The 24,008-nt window shown below is 42.2% G+C and carries 21 protein-coding genes; 15 read left to right on the top strand and 6 right to left on the bottom strand.

Annotated elements, in window-relative coordinates; all coding sequences use genetic code 11:
* Nucleotides 1-305: 305 nt before the first annotated feature.
* A complete protein-coding gene (locus tag V7L31_RS10510; RefSeq protein ID WP_334696167.1) occupies nucleotides 306-1,334 on the top strand; it encodes an ABC transporter substrate-binding protein in 1,029 nt (342 codons plus the stop codon).
* Nucleotides 1,335-1,556: 222 nt separating this feature from the next.
* Here the strand turns inward: V7L31_RS10510 and V7L31_RS10505 are convergent, their stop codons facing one another.
* On the bottom strand, nucleotides 1,557-2,858 hold the full coding sequence (locus V7L31_RS10505) for an ABC transporter ATP-binding protein (protein ID WP_334696166.1): 1,302 nt from the start codon (nucleotides 2,856-2,858) through the stop codon (nucleotides 1,557-1,559).
* 310 nt (nucleotides 2,859-3,168) lie between these two features.
* Between V7L31_RS10505 and V7L31_RS10500 the strand changes: the two genes are divergently transcribed.
* The 6 genes from V7L31_RS10500 to V7L31_RS10475 all read left to right on the top strand — a co-directional run bounded on the left by V7L31_RS10500 (nucleotide 3,169) and on the right by V7L31_RS10475 (nucleotide 9,079).
* Nucleotides 3,169-4,425 (top strand): FAD-dependent oxidoreductase, encoded by a 1,257-nt coding sequence (locus tag V7L31_RS10500; RefSeq protein ID WP_334696165.1) that lies wholly within the window; start codon nucleotides 3,169-3,171, stop codon nucleotides 4,423-4,425.
* A gap of 394 nt (nucleotides 4,426-4,819) precedes the next feature.
* On the top strand, nucleotides 4,820-5,365 hold the full coding sequence (locus V7L31_RS10495) for a single-stranded DNA-binding protein (RefSeq protein WP_334696164.1): 546 nt from the start codon (nucleotides 4,820-4,822) through the stop codon (nucleotides 5,363-5,365).
* Between the two features lie 218 nt (nucleotides 5,366-5,583).
* Nucleotides 5,584-5,859, top strand: a complete 276-nt coding sequence (locus tag V7L31_RS10490; RefSeq protein WP_334696163.1) for a hypothetical protein — start codon at nucleotides 5,584-5,586, stop codon at nucleotides 5,857-5,859.
* Between the two features lie 132 nt (nucleotides 5,860-5,991).
* The gene (locus V7L31_RS10485; protein ID WP_334696178.1) at nucleotides 5,992-6,264 is read left to right on the top strand and encodes an HNH endonuclease; all 273 of its coding nucleotides are present in this window, start codon (nucleotides 5,992-5,994) and stop codon (nucleotides 6,262-6,264) included.
* Nucleotides 6,265-6,562: 298 nt separating this feature from the next.
* Nucleotides 6,563-8,428 (top strand): ABC transporter ATP-binding protein, encoded by a 1,866-nt coding sequence (locus V7L31_RS10480; protein WP_334696162.1) that lies wholly within the window; start codon nucleotides 6,563-6,565, stop codon nucleotides 8,426-8,428.
* A gap of 279 nt (nucleotides 8,429-8,707) precedes the next feature.
* Complete coding sequence (locus tag V7L31_RS10475; RefSeq protein ID WP_334696161.1) at nucleotides 8,708-9,079, top strand: DUF2237 family protein; 372 nt, start codon at nucleotides 8,708-8,710, stop codon at nucleotides 9,077-9,079.
* A gap of 112 nt (nucleotides 9,080-9,191) precedes the next feature.
* On the opposite strand, the gene V7L31_RS10470 is transcribed toward V7L31_RS10475, so the two are convergent.
* The 3 genes from V7L31_RS10470 to V7L31_RS10460 form a co-directional block, all read right to left on the bottom strand.
* Nucleotides 9,192-11,312 (bottom strand): hybrid sensor histidine kinase/response regulator, encoded by a 2,121-nt coding sequence (locus V7L31_RS10470; protein ID WP_334696160.1) that lies wholly within the window; start codon nucleotides 11,310-11,312, stop codon nucleotides 9,192-9,194.
* A 4-nt stretch (nucleotides 11,313-11,316) separates the two neighbouring features.
* The gene (locus V7L31_RS10465; RefSeq protein ID WP_334696159.1) at nucleotides 11,317-11,889 is read right to left on the bottom strand and encodes a chemotaxis protein CheB; all 573 of its coding nucleotides are present in this window, start codon (nucleotides 11,887-11,889) and stop codon (nucleotides 11,317-11,319) included.
* A 328-nt stretch (nucleotides 11,890-12,217) separates the two neighbouring features.
* On the bottom strand, nucleotides 12,218-13,735 hold the full coding sequence (locus tag V7L31_RS10460) for an ABC transporter permease subunit (RefSeq protein ID WP_334696158.1): 1,518 nt from the start codon (nucleotides 13,733-13,735) through the stop codon (nucleotides 12,218-12,220).
* 79 nt (nucleotides 13,736-13,814) lie between these two features.
* On the opposite strand from V7L31_RS10460, the gene V7L31_RS10455 reads away from it, so the two are divergent.
* Nucleotides 13,815-14,570 (top strand): amino acid ABC transporter ATP-binding protein, encoded by a 756-nt coding sequence (locus tag V7L31_RS10455; RefSeq protein WP_334696157.1) that lies wholly within the window; start codon nucleotides 13,815-13,817, stop codon nucleotides 14,568-14,570.
* Nucleotides 14,571-14,807: 237 nt separating this feature from the next.
* Here the strand turns inward: V7L31_RS10455 and V7L31_RS10450 are convergent, their stop codons facing one another.
* The gene (locus tag V7L31_RS10450) at nucleotides 14,808-15,563 is read right to left on the bottom strand and encodes a thioesterase II family protein (RefSeq protein ID WP_334696156.1); all 756 of its coding nucleotides are present in this window, start codon (nucleotides 15,561-15,563) and stop codon (nucleotides 14,808-14,810) included.
* 309 nt (nucleotides 15,564-15,872) lie between these two features.
* Here V7L31_RS10450 and V7L31_RS10445 point away from each other — a divergent pair, with 309 nt between their 5' ends.
* The 4 genes from V7L31_RS10445 to V7L31_RS10430 all read left to right on the top strand — a co-directional run bounded on the left by V7L31_RS10445 (nucleotide 15,873) and on the right by V7L31_RS10430 (nucleotide 19,414).
* Nucleotides 15,873-17,594 carry a sensor histidine kinase gene (locus V7L31_RS10445; protein WP_334696155.1) on the top strand — a complete coding sequence of 574 codons (1,722 nt, stop codon included), beginning with the start codon at nucleotides 15,873-15,875 and terminating at the stop codon, nucleotides 17,592-17,594.
* Between the two features lie 119 nt (nucleotides 17,595-17,713).
* Entirely contained in the window at nucleotides 17,714-18,238 is a 525-nt protein-coding gene (locus tag V7L31_RS10440) for a DUF937 domain-containing protein (RefSeq protein ID WP_334696154.1), read from the top strand.
* A 105-nt stretch (nucleotides 18,239-18,343) separates the two neighbouring features.
* A complete protein-coding gene (locus tag V7L31_RS10435) occupies nucleotides 18,344-18,898 on the top strand; it encodes a pyridoxamine 5'-phosphate oxidase family protein (RefSeq protein ID WP_334696153.1) in 555 nt (184 codons plus the stop codon).
* 9 nt (nucleotides 18,899-18,907) lie between these two features.
* Nucleotides 18,908-19,414: a GNAT family N-acetyltransferase gene (locus V7L31_RS10430; protein ID WP_334696152.1), complete on the top strand. Its 507-nt coding sequence runs from the start codon at nucleotides 18,908-18,910 to the stop codon at nucleotides 19,412-19,414.
* 286 nt (nucleotides 19,415-19,700) lie between these two features.
* Here V7L31_RS10430 and V7L31_RS10425 read toward each other — a convergent pair whose 3' ends face one another.
* Nucleotides 19,701-20,342, bottom strand: coding sequence for a transaldolase family protein (locus V7L31_RS10425; RefSeq protein WP_334696151.1), 642 nt, complete (start codon nucleotides 20,340-20,342; stop codon nucleotides 19,701-19,703).
* Nucleotides 20,343-20,381: 39 nt separating this feature from the next.
* Here V7L31_RS10425 and V7L31_RS10420 point away from each other — a divergent pair, with 39 nt between their 5' ends.
* From V7L31_RS10420 to V7L31_RS10410, 3 genes are all read left to right on the top strand, one after another.
* Nucleotides 20,382-20,855, top strand: coding sequence for a hypothetical protein (locus V7L31_RS10420; RefSeq protein ID WP_334696150.1), 474 nt, complete (start codon nucleotides 20,382-20,384; stop codon nucleotides 20,853-20,855).
* 9 nt (nucleotides 20,856-20,864) lie between these two features.
* Entirely contained in the window at nucleotides 20,865-21,308 is a 444-nt protein-coding gene (locus tag V7L31_RS10415) for a hypothetical protein (RefSeq protein WP_334696149.1), read from the top strand.
* Nucleotides 21,309-21,396: 88 nt separating this feature from the next.
* Nucleotides 21,397-23,913 (top strand): sigma 54-interacting transcriptional regulator, encoded by a 2,517-nt coding sequence (locus V7L31_RS10410; RefSeq protein WP_334696148.1) that lies wholly within the window; start codon nucleotides 21,397-21,399, stop codon nucleotides 23,911-23,913.
* The last annotated feature ends 95 nt before the right edge of the window (nucleotides 23,914-24,008 follow it).

Genomic DNA, 24,008 nt, shown 5'->3' with positions numbered 1-24,008 from the left:
TACTATTATCGCTCCGTTTGCGTTGCCTATTTTTCCTCCAGTTTTGTCTATCGTCTTTTTACAGTTGATTTTCTCACTACTTGAGTGTAGATTCACATAAAAATACCTGCACTAAATTTTCATAGTCAAAGATAAAGAAATATTGATTAGATTTGAACAGCCTATCAAAAGGTAGTATATTCTTTCTAAATACTACGGTAAATCAATCAATTTAGTGTAGTATAATCGTTATTATCATAGATATAGCTGCTTAAACTCCTAAAATGTTAGGTAGTAAAGATGACAAAAGTATACCCACAAATAACGTGTCTACCAATTTGCAGCAGAATTTTTTCTTCTTTCTGGGTTGCTTGTTAGTAGTAACAACAGCTTGCTCAGAGGTTAAGTCTACCAGTCCGGCAACGATCGCTGCTAATCCTAGTCCATCCCAAATCGCAGTATCGAATACAACTCAATTGCATGTTGCTAAATATAAAGGTGGCTGGGACTTAAATTTAAAGTTAGCTGGACTAGATAATTTCCCTTATCAAACTCAATTTACTGAGTTTACTGGGGGTAATTTGATGGTACAGTCAATTAATGCTGGTGCGATTGACTTGGGATCTGCTAGTGAAATTCCGCCGATTTTTGCGATTGAGTCGAAAGCATCTGTAAAAATTATTGCCACTCTCAAAGGGCCGACACTTGGTCAAGTTGTACTCGTACCCAAGGACTCGACTGCCAAAGCGATCGCTGACCTCAAAGGTAAAAAAGTGGGTTATGTCAAAGCCACAACTGCCCACTACTTCCTGATTAAGATGTTAGAAAAAGTTGGGCTGACAATGAAGGATATCAATGCAATTCCTTTATCGATACCTGATGGACTTTCGGCTTTTCGTAAAGGACAGCTTGATGCTTGGGCTACCTACGGTTATTCCATCCCCCAAGCCGAAAAAGAAGGGGCGCGGGTGCTGGAATCTGCAAAAGATATTTTGAGTGGTAACTTTGTGATTATTGCTTCACCCAATGCAATCGCTGATCCCCAAAAGAAGGTTGCGATCGCTGATTTTCTCTGTCGTTTGCAAAAATCCCAAACTTGGCGGGAATCTAATCTTAAGCAATGGTCGAAGAATTACGCAACTACCATTGATGTTGATCAAGGCATAGTTTATCAGGATGCCAAGCAAGGACAACAACAGCGTCATCAAGAATTACTTCCTGTTTCTGACGAAGCTATTGCTTCTCAGCAAAAGGTTGCTGATACCTTTTTTCAAGCGGGTGTAATTCCCACAAAAGTTGATGTGAAAAAACTTTGGGACAGCAGTTTTAACGAAGATATCGCCAAATGCCAATAATTGTGGCAAGGAGTAAAAAGCTAAATGTCAAAATCACCTTATTTTTTAATAAGAGTAAAAATATGTTTCATGGAATAGAAAGAGAATTATTAAGCTTTTATAAATTTGCACAAACAAAGTAATGGCTTGACTTTTAACGGATCGCTACAACATTAGGCGATCGCACTTGACAATCAAGACAGTCGCTACAATTATCCTTAAGTGAATCGTAGTGACTTATACTTAAGGAAATATCGCTAACTCGCTTTCTGGATCAAAAAAGTGAATTTTCTCTGGAGTTAGAGATAACCAAAGTTGCTCACCAGGTTGTACAAATCGGTCTGGTGGGATTCGCACTTGTAGGGAAATGGCTGTAGTGGCAGGTTGAGATCCTGGTTCGGCAATCTTAACAGCGAGAAAGGAATCGTTGCCGAGATTTTCTACCAAATCTACTTGTACAGGTAAATTTTTAGTAGCAGGCATACTCAAGTTCAAATGTTCTGGGCGAATGCCTAAAATTAGAGTTTTCCCATCATATTTTTGTAAAGCTTTTCCCCAGACTTCGGGGAGGGTGAAACGCAACTGGGGATGAGTAATCAACTGCGGGGCATGAAATTCTACAGGAATAAAATTCATCGGTGGTGAACCAATGAACTCTGCGACAAAAAGATTAGCAGGACGGTTGTAGAGTTCTAGCGGAGAAGCAACTTGTTGAATTTTACCCTCAGACATAATCGCAATGCGATCGCCCATTGTCATCGCTTCGGTTTGGTCATGGGTAACGTAAATCGTCGTTGTCCCCAACTGGCGCTGCAATTTCACAATTTGGGCGCGGGTTTCCGCCCGTAGCTTGGCATCTAAGTTAGAAAGCGGCTCATCCATTAAGAATACTTGGGGGTCACGGGCGATCGCTCGTCCCAATGCAACCCGTTGTCTTTGTCCCCCAGATAGCTGTTTGGGTAAACGATTCAACAATGTTTCGATTTGCAACAATTGAGCAACACTACGCACCTGTACATCTACCGCCCGTTCTTTGTCAGAAGTGTAGCGCAATCCTTTAGGTAACTTTTTGGTCGCCCCCACAAAAAGATTTTCCGCCCACGTCCGAAGATAAGGAGTATTTTCTCCTCTGCTCCTCTGCTCCTCTGCTCCCCTGCTTCCCCTACGCCGTAACCCAAAGGCGATGTTATCATACACCGTCATGTGCGGATAGAGGGCGTAATTTTGAAACACCATTGCGATGTCGCGTTCCTTGGGTGGTAAGTCATTGATCAAGCGATCGCCTATCCAGATATTACCGCCAGTCATCACTTCTAAGCCGGCTATTAACCGCAGTAGGGTGCTTTTACCACAACCAGAAGGGCCCACCAGCACCATAAACTCGCCATCTGCGATCGTTAGGTTAATCCGCCGCAAGACGTTGACACTTCCCGCACGATCTTGCGCTGCATCAGTTGTGAGGGGAGATTGGGTTTGTGAGTTAACACTTTCCCCTTTACGGGAGGAAAAACTTTTATAAACGTTTTCTAAAATAACTTGGGACACAACTGTTAATTATTGTCATTGGGCATTGGGCATGGGGCATTGGGCATTAGGGACTTCCAAAAAATAAATTATCTATCTTTTGGGGTGGGCATCTTGCCCGCCCTGAATATGGGACGGGTGAGGACACCCATCCCACAAGAAAATTTGGGATGTTTTTTTATTTGGAAGTCCCTTAGCTTGAAAAAGGGACAAATGAAAGTTTAGCGCCCATCATAATACACGTTCAGGGTAAATACGAAAAGTTAAAAAAACAGCTTACACGATCAAAAGCAAACTACCCTAAATTTTAGGGCTATCAAGAGGTGTTGTTATGACTACCGATGTACCTAAAAATCTTTCCCAAGACCCAAGTATTAATCCTATCCATGACATTGTAGACGTACAAACCACAGATTGTTGCATTGTGGGTGGGGGGCCAGCAGGAGCAGTATTAGCACTGTTGTTAGCGCGTCAAGGCATTTCTGTGATGCTGCTGGAAGCACATAAAGACTTCGATCGCGACTTTCGTGGCGATACGATTCATCCATCAGTAATGCAAATTATGGAGGAATTGGGACTTAGCGATCGCTTGCTGCAACTCCCCCATACCAAAATGCGCCAAATTAGTATTCAAACTCCTCAAGATACTGTCACATTCGCAGATTTTAGTCATCTGAAAACCCGCTACCCCTACATTACAATGCTTCCCCAGGTAAAATTCCTGGAGTTTATCACCCAAGAAGCACAAAAATATCCTAATTTCCATCTGGTGATGGGTGCGAATGTACAGGAATTAATTGCCGAAAATGGCGTAATTCAAGGTGTCCGCTATCGGGGAGGTGGTGGCTGGCATGAAATCCGGGCAATACTGACAGTAGGTGCAGACGGTCGCCACTCACGTTTACGCCACCTGGGTGAGTTTGAGTCCATCGAAACCTCACCACTAATGGATGTTCTCTGGTTTCGCCTACCGCGTCAGCCAGAAGACTCAGAGGGGGGGATAGGGCGCTTTGGTCAAGGTAATATCATCGCTATGCTTGACCGTGGTGATGAGTGGCAACTTGCTTATGTCATCCCCAAGGGAGGCTATCAACAATTACGGGCTGCCGGTTTGGAGGAATTAAAAAAATCCTTTGTGGAAGTAGTGCCAGAATTCCAGCAACGCATTCAAAATTTACATGATTGGTCACAAGTAGCTTTTCTCTCAGTGGAGTCCAGCCGCGTCAAACGCTGGTATCGTCCAGGGCTGCTACTCATCGGTGATGCTGCTCATATAATGTCCCCCGTTGGTGGAGTTGGGATTAACTACGCCATTCAAGATGCTGTCGTTGCAGCGAATGCACTTAGCAAACCACTCAAACAACAACAAGTACAACTTAGCGACCTAGCAAAAGTACAACGTCAACGCGAGTTACCCACACGCATCATTCAGGCGTTTCAAACTTTTATCCAAAAGCAGGTATTTGCCCCAGTTCTCACATCCAATCGCACCTTTGTACCACCTGCGTTTTTGCGCTTACCCATCTTGCGCGACCTTCCAGCCAGGTTGATCGCCTTGGGTATTTTTCCGGTTCACGTCAAGACTTAATTTTTGCCAATAATTTTTTCTATTTCTGAAATGGGTGGTACAATTATACTACTCATGCAGAATTGAATGCTCAATTTAGTCAAGCGAAGGTGGCGAACGGTATACTCAATGCTGTTCAAAGCGATCGCTTGGCTTTTATGCTAGAAAGGACTAAAAAGAATTCAGCACCCAGGAGTCAGAAGTCAGAATTGATAAGGAGTTTAGTTATGATTGGTATATTCATTCGTCAAGTGTTCTTCTGAATACTGAATTCTGAGTCCTGAATTCTGTGAGAAAATTTGCTCAAATATTATTAAAAAATGCAAACAATTAAACATATCTAGATATTAATTGGCACTACATAGAAAACCCTCTCTTTTTCAATCAGCACTTTTTGCAGTCAGGAGTAATTTTAATGAACAGTTGCGTTTTAATGGCGGAAATTATTAACGAGCCGCAACTCCGCTATACAGCAGATAATTTGGGAGTCACGGAAATGTTGGTACAGTTTCCCAATTCCCAGAAACCAGAAGATCCGCCAGCCACCCTGAAAGTTGTCGGCTGGGGGAATTTAGCGACAGAAATTCAGCAAAACTACCACCAAGGCGATCGCGTCATCTTGGTAGGACGTTTAACGATGAATACTGTTGAGCGTCAAGAAGGTTTTAAAGAAAAACGCGCTGAATTGACGGTGCAGCAAATTCAATCTGTTGGAGGTAGTTTTAATACCGATCCATTACCCTCAGCAACCGTAACCCCATCATTCACTGAAACTGCTCCACGACAACCAGCATCATCTCGTCCTGCACAGAAAGATGTTCCCACTTACGAGTCAGCAGCACGTCCAGCACCTATTCCAGCGCCAAGTTACGAACCTGTACCCCAACCCACAAATTATGAGCGAACCACTTATCCAGCAGTGAAAGAGCAAGAACCAGATCCAGATGACATTCCGTTCTAAAAGTTGCTAGTTGAGCGTGTATTCAATTTGCTAACTAACATTACATTAGACAATTTCTACAAATAGCCATCCTTGAGGATGTGCTATTTTTTTGTCTGCGTTGATGCTTTGCATCTTGTCGTGAGACATCGCTTACCTACTCTGATTTCACCAACTCTCTATCTTTCCATGTAAGCTACAATCAAAATTACTTAATCAATTAATTTTCTAGCACAGCTATGACCATTTCTCTGCCACCGAAAATTAATAGTCTTCCAACAACACTACCCATTGAGGGCGCGGTTCGGATTGATTTGGAGGAAGGTATTCCAGTTTTTCGAGCATCCACTACTGTTCAAAGTCGCATTGAAGAATTATTGGCGAAACAGCAAAACACTCAACTTAGCGTAGAGGAAGAAAAAGAACTTGATGGGTACGAAGAAATTGACGATTATATAAGCTTTGTAAATCGCACAATTCGTAATTTGGCTGTTGCTCCAACTCAGCAGGCATAATAAATTGTGTCTTCTCGCAGCAAGATTTCTGAATCTATACAAAAGCAGGTACATAAACGTGCCAAGTGCTTGTGTGAATACTGTCATGCATCTGAACAATGGCAATATGTGCAGTTCACGGTAGATCATATTATGCCGTTGTCATTGGGTGGAACAGATAATTTGGAAAATCTGGCGTTGGCTTGTTTTCACTGCAATCGCAGGAAGACAAATCGGCTTATGGCAACTGATCTTCAATCTGGAGAAGAAGTTTTACTGTTTAATCCGCGACAGCACATTTGGAGCGATCATTTTATTTGGTCTTGTGGATGGACTATTAATTGTTGGTTTGACACCTATTGGACGAGTAACTGTCACTGTATTAGCCTTAAATTGGGAACGGGTTATCAATATTCGTGCAGCTGATAAAGAAATTGGTCGCCATCCACCAATGGACGATCTAATTCAAGAAAAAATTGATACAAACTAGTAAGGAATAGTACAATGTCTACGACGGGCTACGCCTATGCAATATTTTTGCGAAAATACATGAGCTGATCGCAATTTGCAGAGATCGCAACCAGTTCTACATCGCAAATGCGTGTATATTGTGGAAGTATGTGAGAAACTGCCAAAAAGTATAAAAACCAAATTTACTCACATATACATCAAAACTATTGTTAAAATCCAAATAATTTTAAGTTAATATTCATACCTAACTCCTATGAGAGAAACTGTCCTAGAGGTTCGCAATTTACAAGTTGAATTTCCCGGTGATGGCAACATTAACAGAGCTTTGGATGGTATTTCCTTTAGCCTGCATCGAGGTGAAACTCTAGGAATAGTAGGAGAATCGGGGAGTGGTAAATCGGTGACAGCCCTAGCTGTGATGGGCTTGTTGCAAACTCCCGGTATAGTTACTGGCGGTGAAATCTGGTTTCGTCCGCAGGAGAATGGCAAAGCAATCGATTTGGTAAAATTGCCTCCTGAACAAATGCAGTTACACCGGGGTGGCGACATCGCCATGATTTTTCAAGAACCGATGAGTTCGCTTAATCCGGTTTATGACATTGGGTTTCAGCTAACAGAAGCGATTGTGCGACATCAAAATGTGTCAGCAGCCCAAGCAAGACAAATTGCGATCGCAGGTCTACAAGAGGTAAAACTCCTACCTAGCGATGAGGAGATCCAACAACAGTATACCGAAACTTCATCGAAACTAGAACCATCAAAGTTGTCACAGTTGGTTAAAGAACACAAAGAAGCCATGCTAGAACGCTACCCTCATGAACTTTCTGGGGGTCAGTTGCAACGGGTGATGATTGCAATGGCAATTTCTTGTAACCCATTAATCTTAATTGCCGATGAACCGACCACAGCCTTGGATGTGACGGTGCAAGCTACAATTTTGGACTTGTTACGAGAATTACAGCAAAGCCGTGACATGGCAATGATTTTCATCACCCACGACTTAGGGCTAATTTCAGAAATTGCTGACGAAGTAGCGGTGATGTATAGAGGCAAAGTTGTCGAATCTGGTAGTTCTGAGCAAATTTTCAGCAATCCCCAGCATCCATATACTAAAGGTTTGATCGCTTGTCGCCCCTCACTCAACCGCCGTCCCCAAAAGTTACTCACCGTTTCTGATTACATGAGTGCAGAAGAGACACCAACGGGACAAGTAGTAATTCAAGCGAAAGAACCCGCACAACCCACAGAAGTTACCATCGAAGAGATTGCTGCAAGATTGGCAAACTTCAATCAGAAGGAACCCTTGCTGCAAATCCGCAACCTGAAAGTTGGTTTTCCAGTGCGCGGGGTGTTTGGTGGGACAAAACGCTACAATATGGCAGTTAATGGCGTTTCCTTTGATGTCAAACCAGGAGAAACAGTAGGTTTGGTGGGAGAATCTGGTTGTGGTAAAACCACTCTTGGCAGAACCTTGCTGCGATTAATTGAGCCGATGAGTGGTCAGATTATCTTTGAGAACCAAGATATTACCAGCCTCAAAGGAGAACCGTTGCAAAAACTGCGGCGGGAAATGCAAATAGTCTTCCAAAATCCTTTTAGTTCCCTCGATCCTCGGATGAGGATTGGCGATGCGGTGATGGAACCTTTGGTAATTCACGCCGTTGGGAAGACCAAGCAACAACGACGCCAGCGCGTAGTGGAACTTTTAGAACGGGTAGGATTGAGTGCAGATGCAGGTAACCGCTATCCGCATCAGTTTTCTGGGGGTCAACGCCAACGGATTTGCATAGCCCGTTCTTTGGCATTGAATCCTAAGTTTATCATCTGCGATGAATCAGTTTCAGCGCTAGATGTTTCTGTACAGGCGCAGGTATTAAATCTTCTTAAAGAGTTACAGTCAGACTTTCAGCTTACTTATATTTTTATTTCTCACGATTTAAGTGTAGTGAAATTTATGAGCGATCGCATTTTAGTGATGAATCGCGGTCAAATTGTTGAAGAAGGCACAGCCGAAAGCATTTACCAAGAACCCAAAGAGGAATACACGCAAAAATTAATTGCTGCGATTCCTACTGGTAGTGCTGAACGAGTGCGAAGTCGGCATCTGAGGGCTTTATAGAATCCCCAGATGAATAATAAACTTCAGACATTAAAAATCTGTACAGATTGCAATGGCGCAGGAAAAGATAGAGCATTAAGGCAGTATTTGTGGTGCAATGGTACAGGAGTCAGAATGAATCCCCAAACCCCAAATGAAAGCAAAAGTCAAAGTTGGAACAATTCACTTAGAAGGCACTTGTTTGAAGTGTGGCAAGTATTCCGACCTCAAACTTCTATCTAGGTAGAGACTTACTTTGTCTAGTCTGCTACAAAAAGTTTCAGTTACCCTAAATTAACGATGACAGACGCTAAAAATGTAATCGATGGAAACCTAGAGGTTTGCTGTACCTCTCCCGTGACGGGATTTTACCGCGACGGTTTTTGTCGTACAGGTGGTCAAGATTTCGGGTCGCATGTTGTATGTGCCCAAGTAACACCAGAATTCCTGGAGTTTACCAAATCGCGGGGAAACGACCTTAGCACAGCTGTTCCTGATTTTAATTTTCCTGGATTGAAGCCTGGCGATCGCTGGTGTTTGTGTGCTTCTCGCTGGCAAGAAGCTCTCGAAGCTGGCGTTGCCCCACCTGTAATACTTTCAGCAACCCATGCCAGAGCTTTGGAAGTGGTTTCTCTAGACGAACTGAAAAAACACGCTCTAACTTCGTCTTGATTGGGCATTGGACATTGAAAAGAGGCAGAGGAGCGGGGTGCAGGGCGTAGAGGGGAAAACCTTTCTCCCTTGCTTCTTCCCCAGTACCCAATCCCCAATCCCCAATCCCAAATCAACTCACTGGAACTTCCAGAGGCAGTTCTAATGCATTGGCGATCGCAGCAATCAATTTATTAGGGTCAATCGGCTTAGATAAATGCTGCTGAAACCCTGCTGAAAGGACTTTCAAGCGGTCTTCTTCGCGCGTATATGCTGTTAAAGCGATCGCTGGGATGCGTCCGCCTTTTTCTGGTTCTAAAGAGCGTAGTTTCCGAATTAGCGTATAACCATCTTGCTCTGACATACCGATGTCGCTAACTAGGATATCTGGTTTTGTCTGTTCAAGTACTGCTAGGGCTTCATCAACCGATCCTACCGCAGTGGCAAAAGCCCCATATTCCTCAAACAGAAAACTGAGAAAGTTACGGGTATCTGTCTCATCATCTACAACTAAAACTCTTAATCCAGCCAGGGGCGTAGATGCTATGGGTAAGGAAACTTTTCCTGTTGCTTCTCTATTCCCCCTATTGTCTTGTAGTAGTGGTAGTCTCACCGTAAAGGTTGCTCCTTGTCCACTACCTGAACTTTGGGCAAGGATTGTACCCTTATGCAGTTCTACTAGATGACGGACGATCGCGAGTCCTAGTCCTAAGCCATTGTGCGATCGCGTTGTGGTACTGTCTGCTTGGCGAAAACGCTCAAATACTTTGGGTAAAAACTCGGAACTGATACCAATGCCTGTATCGATAACTTGGATTTGAGCATACTGGGATTTTGAATTTGAAATTTGGGATCTTAGATTACTGTTTTCATCAGTGTTTGAAGAGTCTAAATTTTCACTATCAGATCCCAATCCAAAATCTGAAATCGAAAATCCAAAATAGGTTGACAGCTTAACTTCCACTCTGCCACCTTTAGGGGTAAATTTAATGGCATTAGTTAGTAGATTCCAAACTATTTGCTGTAAACGGGCTGGATCGCCATAAACTGACCCGACCGTTGTATCCAGGATAGTATTTAATTGAATATCTTTTGGCTCTGCGAGGGGACGCACTGCCTCTAAGGCTGCCTCCATCACCGAAATTAGATTCACCGCAGATACGTTTAACCGCAACTGACCGCGAATGATTCGGGATACATCCAAGATATCCTCAATTAGCTGCATCTGAGATATGGCGTTGCGTTCGATCGCCTCCAAGGCGCGGGAGGTGGCTTTTTCATCAAGTTTCTTGGCGCGGAGGATTTTTGACCAGCCGAGCATCGAGGTAAGGGGTGTGCGGAGTTCATGGGAGAGAACAGCCAGAAACTCATCTTTCATCCGATTTGCCGCTTCTGCCTCTTGTCTTGCCGTCTGTTCTCGAATTACTTGAGCGCGGACTTCTTCTGCTTGTTTGCGTTCAGTAATATCTTCAAGAGTGCCTACATATCCCAGCAATTCTCCTTGACTGGAAAGCATCGGTGATGAGCGGACTTGAACCCAACGGATGCTAGCTTGAGTAGTTTGAAAGCGAAATTCTTCTGAGTAGTCCCGACCTTCACAAATGTAAGCAGACCAACTGGCGATCGCTCGTTCTCTATCTTCTGGATGAACAGATTCCAACCATCTCTTTTCTAAACTCTCTGCCGCTATCAAGCCACAAATTGCTTGATAGCGGGGATTAGTATATTTACAGTTGCCTTCAGTATCAGTTTCAAAAATCCCGACTGGCGAGCAGGTACTTAGCGATCGGAATCGTTCTTCACTTTGTCTGAGTTCAGTATTCACAGCTACCAGCTGCGCTGCTTGTTCCTTGACGGCTTCTGTTTTCTTAAAAAGTTCTACGAATACTGTGACTTTAGAAGTCAAGATATTGGGGTCTAATGGTTTGAGCAAATAATCAACTGCACCCAAGGCATAGCCTTTAAACAGCATTTGGTCGCTGGTGCTAAAAGCGGTGAGAAAGATAATTGGAGTGTGACGCGATCGCCCCCGATTGCGAATTAGGGTAGCAGTTTCAAAGCCATCCATCCCAGGCATTTGCACATCCAGCAAAATCACTGCAAAGTCTTGATGCAGCAGACACCGCAAAGCTTCTTCCCCAGAAGTAGCTCTCACAAGATTTTCCCCTAGTTTTTCTAGGATTGCCTCTAGTGCCAACAAATTTTCTAGTTTATCATCCACTAGGAGGATGTTGACTTTGGGTTCCATCTGCATCGGTTTATTTCTGTGATGAATGACAAAGTTTAACCATCTGAGAAGCAATGTTTGAGAGTGTCAAAATCCAGTCTACTGTAACAGCAGAAATTGCTGCTTCTGGCATAATGTCGCTCTCCGCTGTGGTAGGTTCTTGTACAATAGTAATTCCTCCCCGCGCTTTTATTTTCTTAAGACCCTGCATACCATCTTGGTTTGCTCCTGTCAATATTACACCAATAACTTCCTCTGTGTAGACATCGGCTGCCGACTCAAACAGCACATCAATAGACGGTCTGGCATAAGAAACAGGCTCATCAGTCGAAAGGGCAAAGTGACCTGGTTCAACCAGTAAGTGATAATCTGCTGGAGCTATGTAGATATATCCTGTTTGTATTTCGTCCTTGTCTTCCACTTCGCGAATTTTCAACAAAGTAGATTCTTGTAATAAATCTTGGAGTGTGTTACTAGACTCTTTGTGACGGTGTTGCACGATCGCGATCGGCACAGGAAAATCTACTGGTAAATTCCTCAGAATAATTTTCAATGCTGATAATCCGCCTAAAGAAGTACCAATTACTACAATTTTAAACGACACTTATTTCGCCCTCACACCTGCGGAATGTAGGTTACATAAATGGCAAAGGCTCTTTCATCCTGAATCAGTCAGTATTTTCTTGCTGTCTTTGCTCTTACCAGTAACTCATGTTTAGGTGCAAAATCATTGCTATGAGAAACAACAAGATTTGCAACACCACAATGCAACCCCAGTTGCACCATTGATATGATAGCTGATGTAAGTAGCCATAACACGAGAAAATACTCCAAATGCTATTGCGATTATTATCATCTATCTGAAACTATCTGTTAATAAATAAGCTGTTTATTTCATCTATTCAGGTGCTAATAAACCCTAATAAAAATTATTAGTTGTCATATTTTTTCTGGCTTTTAACTGGATTCATCCACACTTCTAAGCGGCTAAATGCCTGTGAAGAAAGTAATGTCAAACATAAATAAACCACTGCTACACCTGCGTAAATCTCAAAGGCACGATAATTGTCAGCAACAATTAACTGTCCTTTACGTAGTAATTCTTCAAACCCAATCACAGAAACTAAGCTAGTATCTTTCAACAAACTGATAAACTCATTACCCAAAGGTGGAATCATCCGCCGAAAAGCTTGGGGAAAGATGATATAAATCATGGTTTGTATAGAACTTAAACCTAATGATTGTGCTGCTTCTGCTTGTCCTGTTTCAATCGATTGAATCCCAGCACGGACAACTTCGGCAATGTATGCAGCACTATTCAAACTTAAGGCAATTACGCCAGCAGTGAGACGATCGAAAGTAAATGTCAAACCAAGTTCTTGCAAAATTGCAGGTAATCCAAAGTAAATCATAAAAATTTGTACTAACAAAGGCGTTCCTCGGAAAAAATCTACATACGCCCTCGCCACCCAACGCACAGGCGCAATATGAGAAAGGCGAATAATACCAATCAGGGAACCGCCAATTAAACCAAATACTACAGAAAGCATCGTCAATTGCAATGTTACCAATGCACCCTGCAATAGACTTGGTAAAGCCTGCAAAATCACGCCAATCGAAGTTAATATTTTAGGCGCGCCAGTGTTATTTTGATTTTCAAATTGCGATTTAGTTGGTAATAGAGGTGGTTCAACTTTAAACCATTTTTGATAAATTTGGGAATAAGTACCATTTTTCAAGAGCCTATCTAAACCATTATTTATTAATGCTAAATTCGGTGAATTTTTAGCTGTAGCAATCCCGTAAAACTCCTCCGTCAGCAATTGTTGTACGACTTTAATTCCCTGGAGATTTCCCGTATTAATTGCATATAAAGTAACAGGTGCATCATTAATTACCGCATCCACATTACCATTAAGCAATTCTTGTAAAGCTAAAGGCGCAGAATCAAAACTGCGAATTTGTACCCCAGGAACACTTTTAGCCTTTGCAGCCCCAGTTGTACCAATTTGTACTGCAATTTTTTTATTTTTGAGACTGTCAAAACCAGTAATATCTTGATTATCTGTGCGAATTGCGATCGCTAACCCAGCCTTAAAATAGGGGCGGGAAAAAGAAACAGTCTTCGCCCTCTCCTCGGTAATCGTGATCGAACTAATGGCTGCATCTACCGTTTTGGCTGCTAAAGCTGGAATAATGCCATCAAAAGGCAGACTTTGAAAATTCACTTTAAAGTTAGCAGCAGTAGCAATTGCATTCATCAAATCAATCGAAAAACCCTGCAACTCACCACCTTGTCCTTTAAACTCAAAAGGTGGAAACGCAGGTTCCGTAGCAACCCGCAGAGTTTTCCCCGCGCTAGAGTTGACAGCACAGCTAACCAGTAACAAACAGCTAAAACTTATAACTAGAAATAAGTGCAGCCAACGGATAAAACTAAATTTAGCCATATTATTTTCTCTCTCCCTCTGCGCCTCTGCGGTAGCCTGAAAACCTTACAATCAACTTTAGAGCAGCTTGACATAAGTAATGAACAATACCATCCCCGCGATTATTTTTGACAATATCGAAAAAAACTTTGGTTCCCTGAAAGTTCTCAAAGGAATCACCGGCGAAATCAACCGGGGAGAAGTCGTTGCAGTTATCGGTTCTTCTGGTTGTGGTAAAAGTACCCTACTACGCTGCTTCAACCGTCTAGAAACCATTGACAACGGGCGTTTAATCATCAACGGCATCAACTTATCTAGGCCCACTGTCAACTATAGCCAACTGCGGGAACTACGAACACAAGTAGGCATGGTTTTCCAGCAATTCAACCTGTTTCCCCATCTCAGCGTCCTGGAAAATATGACACTCGCACCTCGGAAAGTCTTGGGTAAAACACCGAAAGAAAGCGCCCAACTAGCGAGGTTATATTTAGAAAAAGTTGGCTTATCTGACAAAGCCTCTGCTTATCCCGAACAACTTTCTGGCGGACAAAAACAACGAGTAGCGATCGCCCGCAGTTTATGCATGAATCCCCAAGTTATGCTATTTGATGAACCCACCAGCGCCCTAGATCCTGAACTCGTCGGCGAAGTTTTGCAAGTAATGCAGCAATTAGCCGCAGAAGGGATGACAATGGTGGTTGTTACCCATGAAATGCAGTTTGCAAAAGAAGTAGCCCATCAGGTGATATTTTTAGATAAAGGTATTGTGACAGAACAAGGCCCAGCTTACGAAGTACTGACCAATCCTCAAAGCGATCGCCTACGTATTTTCCTCACTCGCCTCAGCGTTAGATAGTTAGGAGTTAGGAGTTAACGCGATGTGCAACTTTCCCTAGATGAAAATCCCACTCTATGCAAAAGCTACGAGATTGTGATTGTTATCTCTTGCAGGGATGGGGCAATAGACGCGGTTTCTAACCGCCGATTTCCCGTTAAGTTGACACCAATGGGCACTTCCGTACCCCTACACCTTACGATTGTTATACCTCATCTGAATGGGAACCGCTATAACTGCTTCTTCGTATGATGTCTACTACGAACTGCGCTGACGCATTTGCAATTCTTGAGATATAAGTTTCAATAATAATTGTTGATGTGAATGGATAAAAAAGTGATCGCTGTTGAACTCATGTAACGAGAAAGCAGCGATTGTCTGCTCTCGCCATGCTTGCAGAGCCTCATGACTAACTTCTTGATCTTGCAAACCACCAAAAACAGTAATAGGACATTCTAATGGCTGTTTTTGAGTGTAAATATAAGTTTCCAGAACGGCAAAATCTGCCCGTAAAATCGGGAGAAAAATTTCCATCAGTTCTGCGCTCTCTAGTACTGCTTTGGGTGTGCCGTTCAGCTTGCGTAGTTCCTCCTGTAAATCATGGTTTGATAGGAGGTGGAGAAGTGGTTTTGTGAATTGGATTTGTGGGGCGCGACGAGCAGATATGAAGAGGTGAAAGGGAGCAAGACTATACTGAGAGCGAAGTAGATGGGTTAACTCGAAGCTAACTAATCCGCCCATACTATAACCGAAAAAGGCAAATGGCTTATCTAAATATGGAATGAGAACTGGAGCGATCGCTTCAACAAGAAGTTCTAATCGCGTAAATGGTGCTGAATTAATCTGTTTTCCCCGTCCTGGATATTCCACAGCACAGACTTCAACATTACTAGGTAGATTATTAGGCCATGTGCGAAAAATTGCCGAGCTACCACCAGCATAAGGGAAGCAGAATAAACGCAAGTTGGCTTGAGGATTTGTTTGGGGACAGATAACCCAAGAATTAAAGGTCATTTTTTACTAGAAATTTGTTTCTCTACTATCTAAATCCATAAATCTGGTTTGATGATTGAAAATTTTTACAGCAATCTACGCAAACCCTGAGAGCGAGTCATCTCCAAAGAAGAGACGCAGCGAGTTAATTCAGGAAGTAGATACTTGTAATCTTCATAAATTCAGTATTTTTCGCTAGGGTAGAAAAAAGCAACTTTTGATAAACTAAGAGCGCATTTTGTATCAGATGTGTTCTCACTGACTTGCGGCTGGATTTCTTGTTTTTGATGAAAAAACACCGACTGAAAAAATTCAACAGCGAGTTTTACCATGATTGCGACACCTGAATTAAGATACTTTACCTGGGTTCAACAAAAATTCCACAGGCTTAGTATTCGGCAAAAAATTTTTTGTGGGTACGGACTGGCTTTGGGTATTGCAGTCTTGGGAATAACGACGGGGTTGGTAATAGGCGATCGCTATTTTCAACAAGCTAGACAACAGATGAGCTTGATAGATGAAGAAGGAAGTTTGTTAAGTAGTCTGCAAGGCAAACTGTTGGAAATCCAGATCCACAAGCAAGAAATAGTGCCTTTTTTGCAGCAGCAGCAAGCTTTGCAAAGGGGAGTTTCTAATTTTAAAAGTGATCTAGCAGAAACCGAAACGTTGCTTTCTCAAGTGCAGGAATTTAGTCAAACTAATTCGCAAAGAGATTTACAAGCTCTCCTCACAAAACATAATAGCCCAATCGCCGAATATTTTGAACAACTCAGGGGGCTGATTCGGAAAATTTTGCCATTAAGTTTACAGCCAGAGGGAGCGATAAAAGCGCAGCAATTAATCTCGACATTCAGCCAAAGTCAGGATGCTCTCAAGTTTTATCAGTTTGCCCATGAGTTAGCCGACTTTGCTAAAACGCTTCAAAAACGCCAAGAGCAGGCTGATCTATCCCAAAAAAAGGCTGCGTTAATCCAAACTCAGATTATTATTGCTAGTATGCTGATGTCAGTGGCGATCGCAGCTATCTTAGCTTTCTACACAAGTAAAATCATCGCCTATCCCATCAATGCGGTGACAAATATTGCCCAAAGAGTTACCCAAGAAGCTAATTTTGACTTGCAAGCACCTGTAATTGCCCAAGATGAAATAGGGGCTTTAACTAGCTCCCTTAATCAACTTATCCAACTGGTGAAGCACCTTTTAGAAGAACAGCAAGCCGAGTCCCAAATTAGACTGATTCAAAGTGAGAAAATGTCTAGTTTAGGAAGAATGCTTGCTGGTGTGGCCCACGAAATTAATAATCCAATAAATTTCATTTCTGGCAATCTCGTACACGCAAAAACCTATACTGACGACCTATTAACCTTATTGCAAACATATAAAACCGAAGTTCCTCAGCCATCCGCAGCAGTGCAAACAATAGCAGAAGAAATTGATTTAGAGTTTTTGGAAGGAGATTTACCAAAACTCTTCAACTCAATGAAAGTTGGCGCTGACCGCACACGAGAAATTGTGCGGAGTTTGAAAGATTTCTCTCGTTTAGATGATGGTGAAGCGCAGTTAGTAGACCTCCATGCTTGTTTAGATAGTACACTGTTGATTCTCAATAATCGCCTGAAGAATGGGATTAGCCTGATTCGCAACTATGGAGAGATTCCAGCGATTCCAGGCTATACAGGTTTACTTTATCAGGTATTTATGAATCTTCTCAGCAATGCCATCGATGCCTTAGAGGAAAAATTAGCTGAGAATCCCGAATTTTTAGCTGAAATTACTATTATTACAGAATGCTGTCAGAATGATTTAGCGATCGTGCGAATAACAGACAACGGCCCTGGTATTTCACCAGAAAATCAAAAAAAGATATTTGAAACATTTTTTACAACCAAACCGCGAGGCATTGGTACCGGTTTGGGGCTAGCGATCGCATATCAAATTGTGGTAGAAAAACATCAGGGTAAACTTACCTGCCAATCTGAGTTAAATCAAGGAACAGAGTTTGCGATCGCTTTGCCCACCGCAAGTATCGCTTTACCGATTTCTCATCCTTGAGCTAGTAGCTTTTGAAATTTTAAGTGTTCTAATCTTTTAGTAGACTGATGAAAGTCAGTGATAAAAAACTCCAAACCAGTTTTGACAAGGTTTTTGAGAACAAAGAGAGAAACAAACTTATGGGACTTTTCGATCAAATTCTTGGTGCTGTCACTAATCCCAATCAACAGGGCAGCTTAGGTCAACTAGGAAGTATTATTAACAGTGTACAACAATTGAGCAAAAGCACAGGTGCAGACCCTTCTACCATCCAATCAGTTTTGTCAATCGTTGGTGGTCAAGTGCGTTCTACACTACAAGACAAGCAAGCTACAGATGGTAATGAAGCCGCACAAAATCTAGTCAGTCAATATGCTGGTACTTCTCCCAACCCCGAAGCCGTCGATTCACTATTTTCTCCTCAGATACAACAACAGGTAGCTGAAGTTGCTGCCCAACGCACTGGATTAGATGCTGGTATAGTTCAACAATTGCTGCCTTTAGCCGTACCTTTGGTACTAAATTTTCTCCAATCAGGTGCTAATAGCCAGAATCCCCAAGCTGGCGGAAATCCTGTATTGAATTCCTTTTTGGATGCTGATGGTGATGGTGATGTCGATATTGCTGATGCTATCCAAATGGCTAGTCGATACATCAGACAATAAGACTTTTCCCCCTTGCCCACACATCGGCAATTAGTCCTTGCTAGATTCTTAGCTAAAACATAGCCTGGGAACATAAGAAATTTTCAAATATAAATCAGACAGTCTATGTCTAAATTGTTTGACTGTATCACTAACGAACTGCAAGACTTTATTGCTGCCCAACACCTTTTTTTTGTTGGCTCTGCACCTTTGAGTCCTACAGGTCATGTTAACCTTTCTCCTAAAGGTTTTAACTGCTTTCGCATTCTCTCTCCCAACCGAGTAGGTTATTTAGACCTTACAGGCAGTGGTAACGAAACATCAGCTCATTTGCAAGAAAATGGGCGGATAACCTTCATGTTTTGTGCCTTTGAAGAACCTCCATGTATCCTGCGTCTTTACGGTCAAGGAACCACGATTTTACCGAGTTCTCCAGACTGGGACTCGCTGTATTCTCTGTTTTTGCCGATACCTGGAACTCGTCAAATTATCGTCGCTGACATTGAAAAAATCCAGACCTCCTGTGGTTTTGGTATACCACTCTATGAATATCAAGGTCAACGCCAGACTTTAGTAAACTGGGCTAATAAAAAAGGTGAAGAGGGAGTTCGAGAATATCAACAGCAGAAAAATCTCGTTAGCATTGACGGTTTAGCAACACCACTGAGTAGATTGCCCTAACTTTGCCTGATGGATTATTCTATTCGTCCACTCACACAAGAAGATGAGCCTTTTCTCTGGCAAATGCTTTACGAAGCTGCCCATCTGGTAGAAGAAGGTAATCTGACAGTGCAAGATGCGAAGAATAATCCTGATTTGGCAAAATATGTGAAAAATTGGGGATGTAAGGATGATAGTGGCTTCGTCGCTATTTTGGAAAGCAGTAATCAGCCAGTAGGAGCCGCATGGCTGCGTTTATTCACAGGTAAAAATAAAGGATATGGCTATGTTGATGATTGCACTCCTGAGTTAGCAATAGCAATTCTTTCTGAATATAGAAATCAAGGCATAGGAACGCAGTTACTCACAAATTTGCTAGCAGTAGCCAAAACATCTTATCCATCAATATCACTTAGTTCCAGAGCAACAAATCCGGCATTTACTTTATATAAACGATTCGGCTTTAAAGTAGTTGATGGAAGTGAGATAATCAATCGAGTTGGCGGAATCTCTCTCAAGATGAAAATTGATTTTTAAACTGAGAATTTATAGTTTGTAGGGTTGACATAAAATGCATTGGTGTCAACTTAATATGAAACGGCGGTTAGAAACCGCGTCTACACAAACAAAAGCTACCGATCCTGGGTTTCAAAATCTTGATTTGCCTCGTTTTTGCCCAGCATACTGTAATATTTGACTTGATTTTGCATCTCGAATTAAAATATTCTTACTCTTCATCTTCTCGCTATTTGACTTTAATAGTTTAGCTAAATTCACTTATTCATGACATTTGACAATTTGATGTGAAACTCAAACCCAATAATTACGAATTAGTTAAGCCAATGCCTCCTTTAGCGAATTCTTCAACAGTTTTTTGTGAGAATTCATGAGTTGCGATCGCCTGCAACATTGCCAATGGTAAAGTCAAATGATCCGCCCCGGCTTGCAACGATGCGGCTGCTTCTTCAGGAGATTTGATACTAGCTGCCAAGATTTCCGTATCACTACCTTTGAGGACGCTAGCCATATCCCGCACTAAAGCAATACCGTCACCTAGCAACCGGGTAGCGCGATTTACATAAGCGATCGCAATTTTAGCACCTGCTTCCCGCGCTACTGCTGCTTGTGCTGCACTATAAATCGCTGTCACCGAACAGGTAATTTCTGGTGATAGACTCGCCACCACTTCAAACCCTAATTGTGTTGCGGGAATTTTCAAAATTGTTTGTGAACCAATAATCTCGAAAGCTTTTCTACCTTCAGCTAGCATCTCAGCTTTATCAGCTGCCACAAGTTGATAGTATAACGGCCCATTTGTCAAGGCAACCAATTTTTTGAGCGTGGTTTCTGGTGGGGTATCGCTTTGAGACAACAGCGTGGGATTTGTGGTAATGCCTTTCACCCATCCCCAAAGTTTAACAACTTCAGCTTCCGATGCGATCGCAGAGTCTAGATATAGTGCCATAATTTTCCTGAATCGATTGTTAAAATTAATTTACCAGATGTGCAACTTAGACTTTCTTACGTACCAAAATATTCTGCACTATTTCCTAGCCCTTGGCATACTATTGATTCAGGACTGCCATCAGAAGGTAGTTCAGGAGTAGAATATTTTCCGAATCTATATCCCGAAGATATTCCTAGTTATATTCGACGTAATGAACTTTTCTTTGATGGCAAGAAGTGGAGATATAAAACACCTCACAAAAAAGTGTTTACACCTAATGGTGAGTATAACTTTGTAGTACAGAGAGGCCAGATATATATAGCAAGGCAAAAATTTAGTTTCGGAAGTCATATTGATATTGCAAGAGGTAACAACGTTGCCTTTGCAGGTCAAATTCGCTTTGGTCATAATAAAAATAATAAAGGTCAAATTAAATATTGGAATAATGCTTCTGGTTACTACAAACCATCAGCTAATTCAGCAGGTAATGCTGGTTTGCCATTAAACCTTTTCATACCTTATGGATTTTGACAATAACTTATGAATGATCGTGTTCAAGAATTAATACAGACTAGTACTTATAGATCCTTAACTTCTCAGGAAGAAAAGGTAATTTTAGATTATCTGAAATCAATACCGGAAGTTGCAGTATATGAAATTATCAAGAGCATGGTTGAACAAAAAAGCCTAGTTACTATTGTAATAGCAAAGAAAGTCTTGCATACAAGAGATTATGTTACAAAAATGTTTAGCTATGGAGTTTTAGAATCCAATGCTCAATCTATTAAATTGTGGTTAGATTTTGCAATTCCTAAACTGGGATTTAAGTCAGTATTAAAATTAATTGAAGATTTAAATAATGATAGTAATAGGTTGATCGAGAAAGCAGTCTACTGGCTTCCTCTATTTATCTCTGAGAATGAAAACAGGTCTTGGAACTTACTGGAGAAATTAAGGGAAAAGGTAAAGTGTAGTCCAATCTGAACTTCGTTCTAAATTATGAATTCTTGAACCAGCTTTCAAGGGATAATTAATACTTGTTATACATAACAGCCTACACGGAGAACTTAGAATGACATCTCCAGAAACGGTTATATGGCTACAAGAACGCACCAGTTTAGGGATTCTCTCACCTGAAGTGTTAAATGCGATCGCCCAAGTGATTGAAGAACAAGTAGTGAGTGCCGAAACTGACTTAGTTAGCGAAGGCACTCCTCCAGAAGCCCTTTATATTCTCGTGGAAGGTCAACTCGAAAGCAATAGCACCAATCCAGCCTTAGCTTGTGGATTCCTCCCCGGATCGGTAATTGAACTCAAACAATTGCTGCTGGAAGAATTAACTCCATTCACAATTACCACGGTGACAGAATGTCACTTGTGGGTTATACCTGCTGCTAAATTTCGGGCTTTAGTCACCCAATACCCCGATATTACTCAGGCTTTTTCTCGCCAATTGGTTCAAGAATTAGCTCAAGTAACATCTGCACTTAGCTATGAGCAAGAACGTTCCGTAGCTTTGCGACCCTATTTAGTTACCAAAGCGCAACGGGGAATTGTCGGTACAAGTCGTTATGCTATGCGGCTGCGGGAACAAATTCGCGAAGCGGCTGCTGACCGCAAATCAGTGGATATTTTCGGAGAACCAGGTTTAGAAAAAGACAATATAGCAGCTCTCATCCACTTTGGGTCGCCAAAACGGCGAGAACCAATTATTAAAGTCAATTGTGGGATTCTTCAAATTAGTGGTGCAGATTTATTCGGTCGCGCTGGCGGTAAAGCAGGACTATTGGAATGGTTGGGGGAAGGTACTCTCGTTCTCAACAACATCCAAGAATTGCCCGAAGAATTATTAGCTCCCGTGACACAGTTGCTCAAAACTGGGACATATACACCTGCCAGTCGTTCTGGTGAGCCAGCCGCCCAACCTCGCCCTAGTAAAGCCAGAATTCTGATTGTTTCAGAAAAAACTCAGCCAACAATTGAACGTTCTGTTGGTCACATTATTAAAGTCCCACCGCTACGGGTGCGGAAAGCTGATATTCAGGCACAGGTTGAATATTATACTAGTCTCTACACTCGCTCTAGAGGCGTTTCTAGACCGCATATTACCCCCGAAGCCTTGCGTCGCCTACAATCTTATGATTTCCCTGGCAACCTCAAGGAATTAAAAAATCTCGTAGAAAGAGCGATCGTGCAAGCAGAGGGTGCTAATGAATTAACAGAAGAAATTTTCTGGCCAGCCGAAACGAAGAAAAAACGATTTCGATTGAATCTGTTAAATGCCTATCCGCCTTTACGGCGGTTTTTACGTAGTCCTTGGTGGCCCGATCGCATTAATTATGGTTTTACTGCAACAGTTTTTGCGATTATTGTTGCAGTCTTATTTATTGGGCCACAAACCCGCGATCGCAATTTCGTATTAAATCTATTTTGGGCTTGGTGGTGGCCTTTCTTCTTATTTCTCTTTCCCTTTTTGGGTCGTATCTGGTGTTCTGTTTGTCCTTTCATGATTTATGGAGAAATTACCCAAAAGCTCTCCCTCTGGCTCTGGCCTCGAAAACTCAAGCGTTGGCCGAGAGAACAAGCCGAGAAATGGGGCGGATGGTTCATGTTTGGTTTATTTTCCCTAATTTTCTTATGGGAAGAACTCTGGCATTTAGAAAATACTGCCTACCTTAGCGCTTGTTTGCTGCTGTTAATTACTGCTGGGGCGATGATTTTCTCGGCTCTTTTTGAGCGGCGGTTTTGGTGTCGATATCTGTGCCCCATCGGCGGGATGAATGGTTTATTTGCCAAACTTTCCATGACAGAACTCCGGGCACAGCAAGGTATTTGTTCTGCCAGTTGCACTACCTATCAGTGCTATAAGGGTGGCCCGCAAAAGGGCGAAGGGCTGGAAACGAATGGGTGTCCTTTATATTCTCACCCAGCGCAGTTAGAAGATAACCGAGATTGCGTACTGTGCATGACTTGCCTCAAAGCCTGTCCTCATCGTTCTGTTGAATTCAACTTGCGTCCCCCTGGTATTGAACTGTGGACAACTCATGTACCCCGCACCTATGAAGTAGCATTACTATTTTTGCTGTTGGGTGGGATATATCTGCATCGCTTGCCAGAATTGCTATCTTGGTTGGGGTTACAAGTGGATTTAACTCAGTTTTGGCAGCACTTGGGATTATCGTTGCTAGTGTTAATTATCCCAGCGATTTTTACCTTTGCCGCTTATAGCTTGCTCCAAGTGTTAAATTTTAACCGTAAGCTTCGAAAATTTGTAGAACTTGCTTATGGCTACTTACCATTGGTATTGGGAGGAAACTTGGCTCACTATCTGCGTTTGGGCTTAGGCGAAGGTGGGCGGATTTTACCTGTAACCTTTGCTACTCTTGGTATGGGTGGTGAACAACTGCCAATATTGGTTGCTCATCCGGCAGTCATTGCCTTTTTACAAGGTACAACGATCATTTTCTCCGTGTTAATGACTATATTATTAACGCAAAAAATTGCAAAGCAACCAGTAAGAGCGCTCCTTTGGCAACACCTAGCAGCGATCGCTTTGGGAGCTAGTATGTGGGCAATTATCGTATTTTAAGCTTCACATCCGCTACCAGGCGGTTTCTAATCGCCTGGACTAGGTGCAAAATGTGATTTAAGAACATTCTTCCCTACGAACGTGATAGAAAATAC

This window comes from Nostoc sp., assembly GCF_036916655.1.
Lineage (GTDB): Bacteria > Cyanobacteriota > Cyanobacteriia > Cyanobacteriales > Nostocaceae > Nostoc.
The sequence above is the reverse complement of the archived record's forward strand: the minus strand, read 5'-3'. Positions and strand labels throughout refer to the sequence as shown.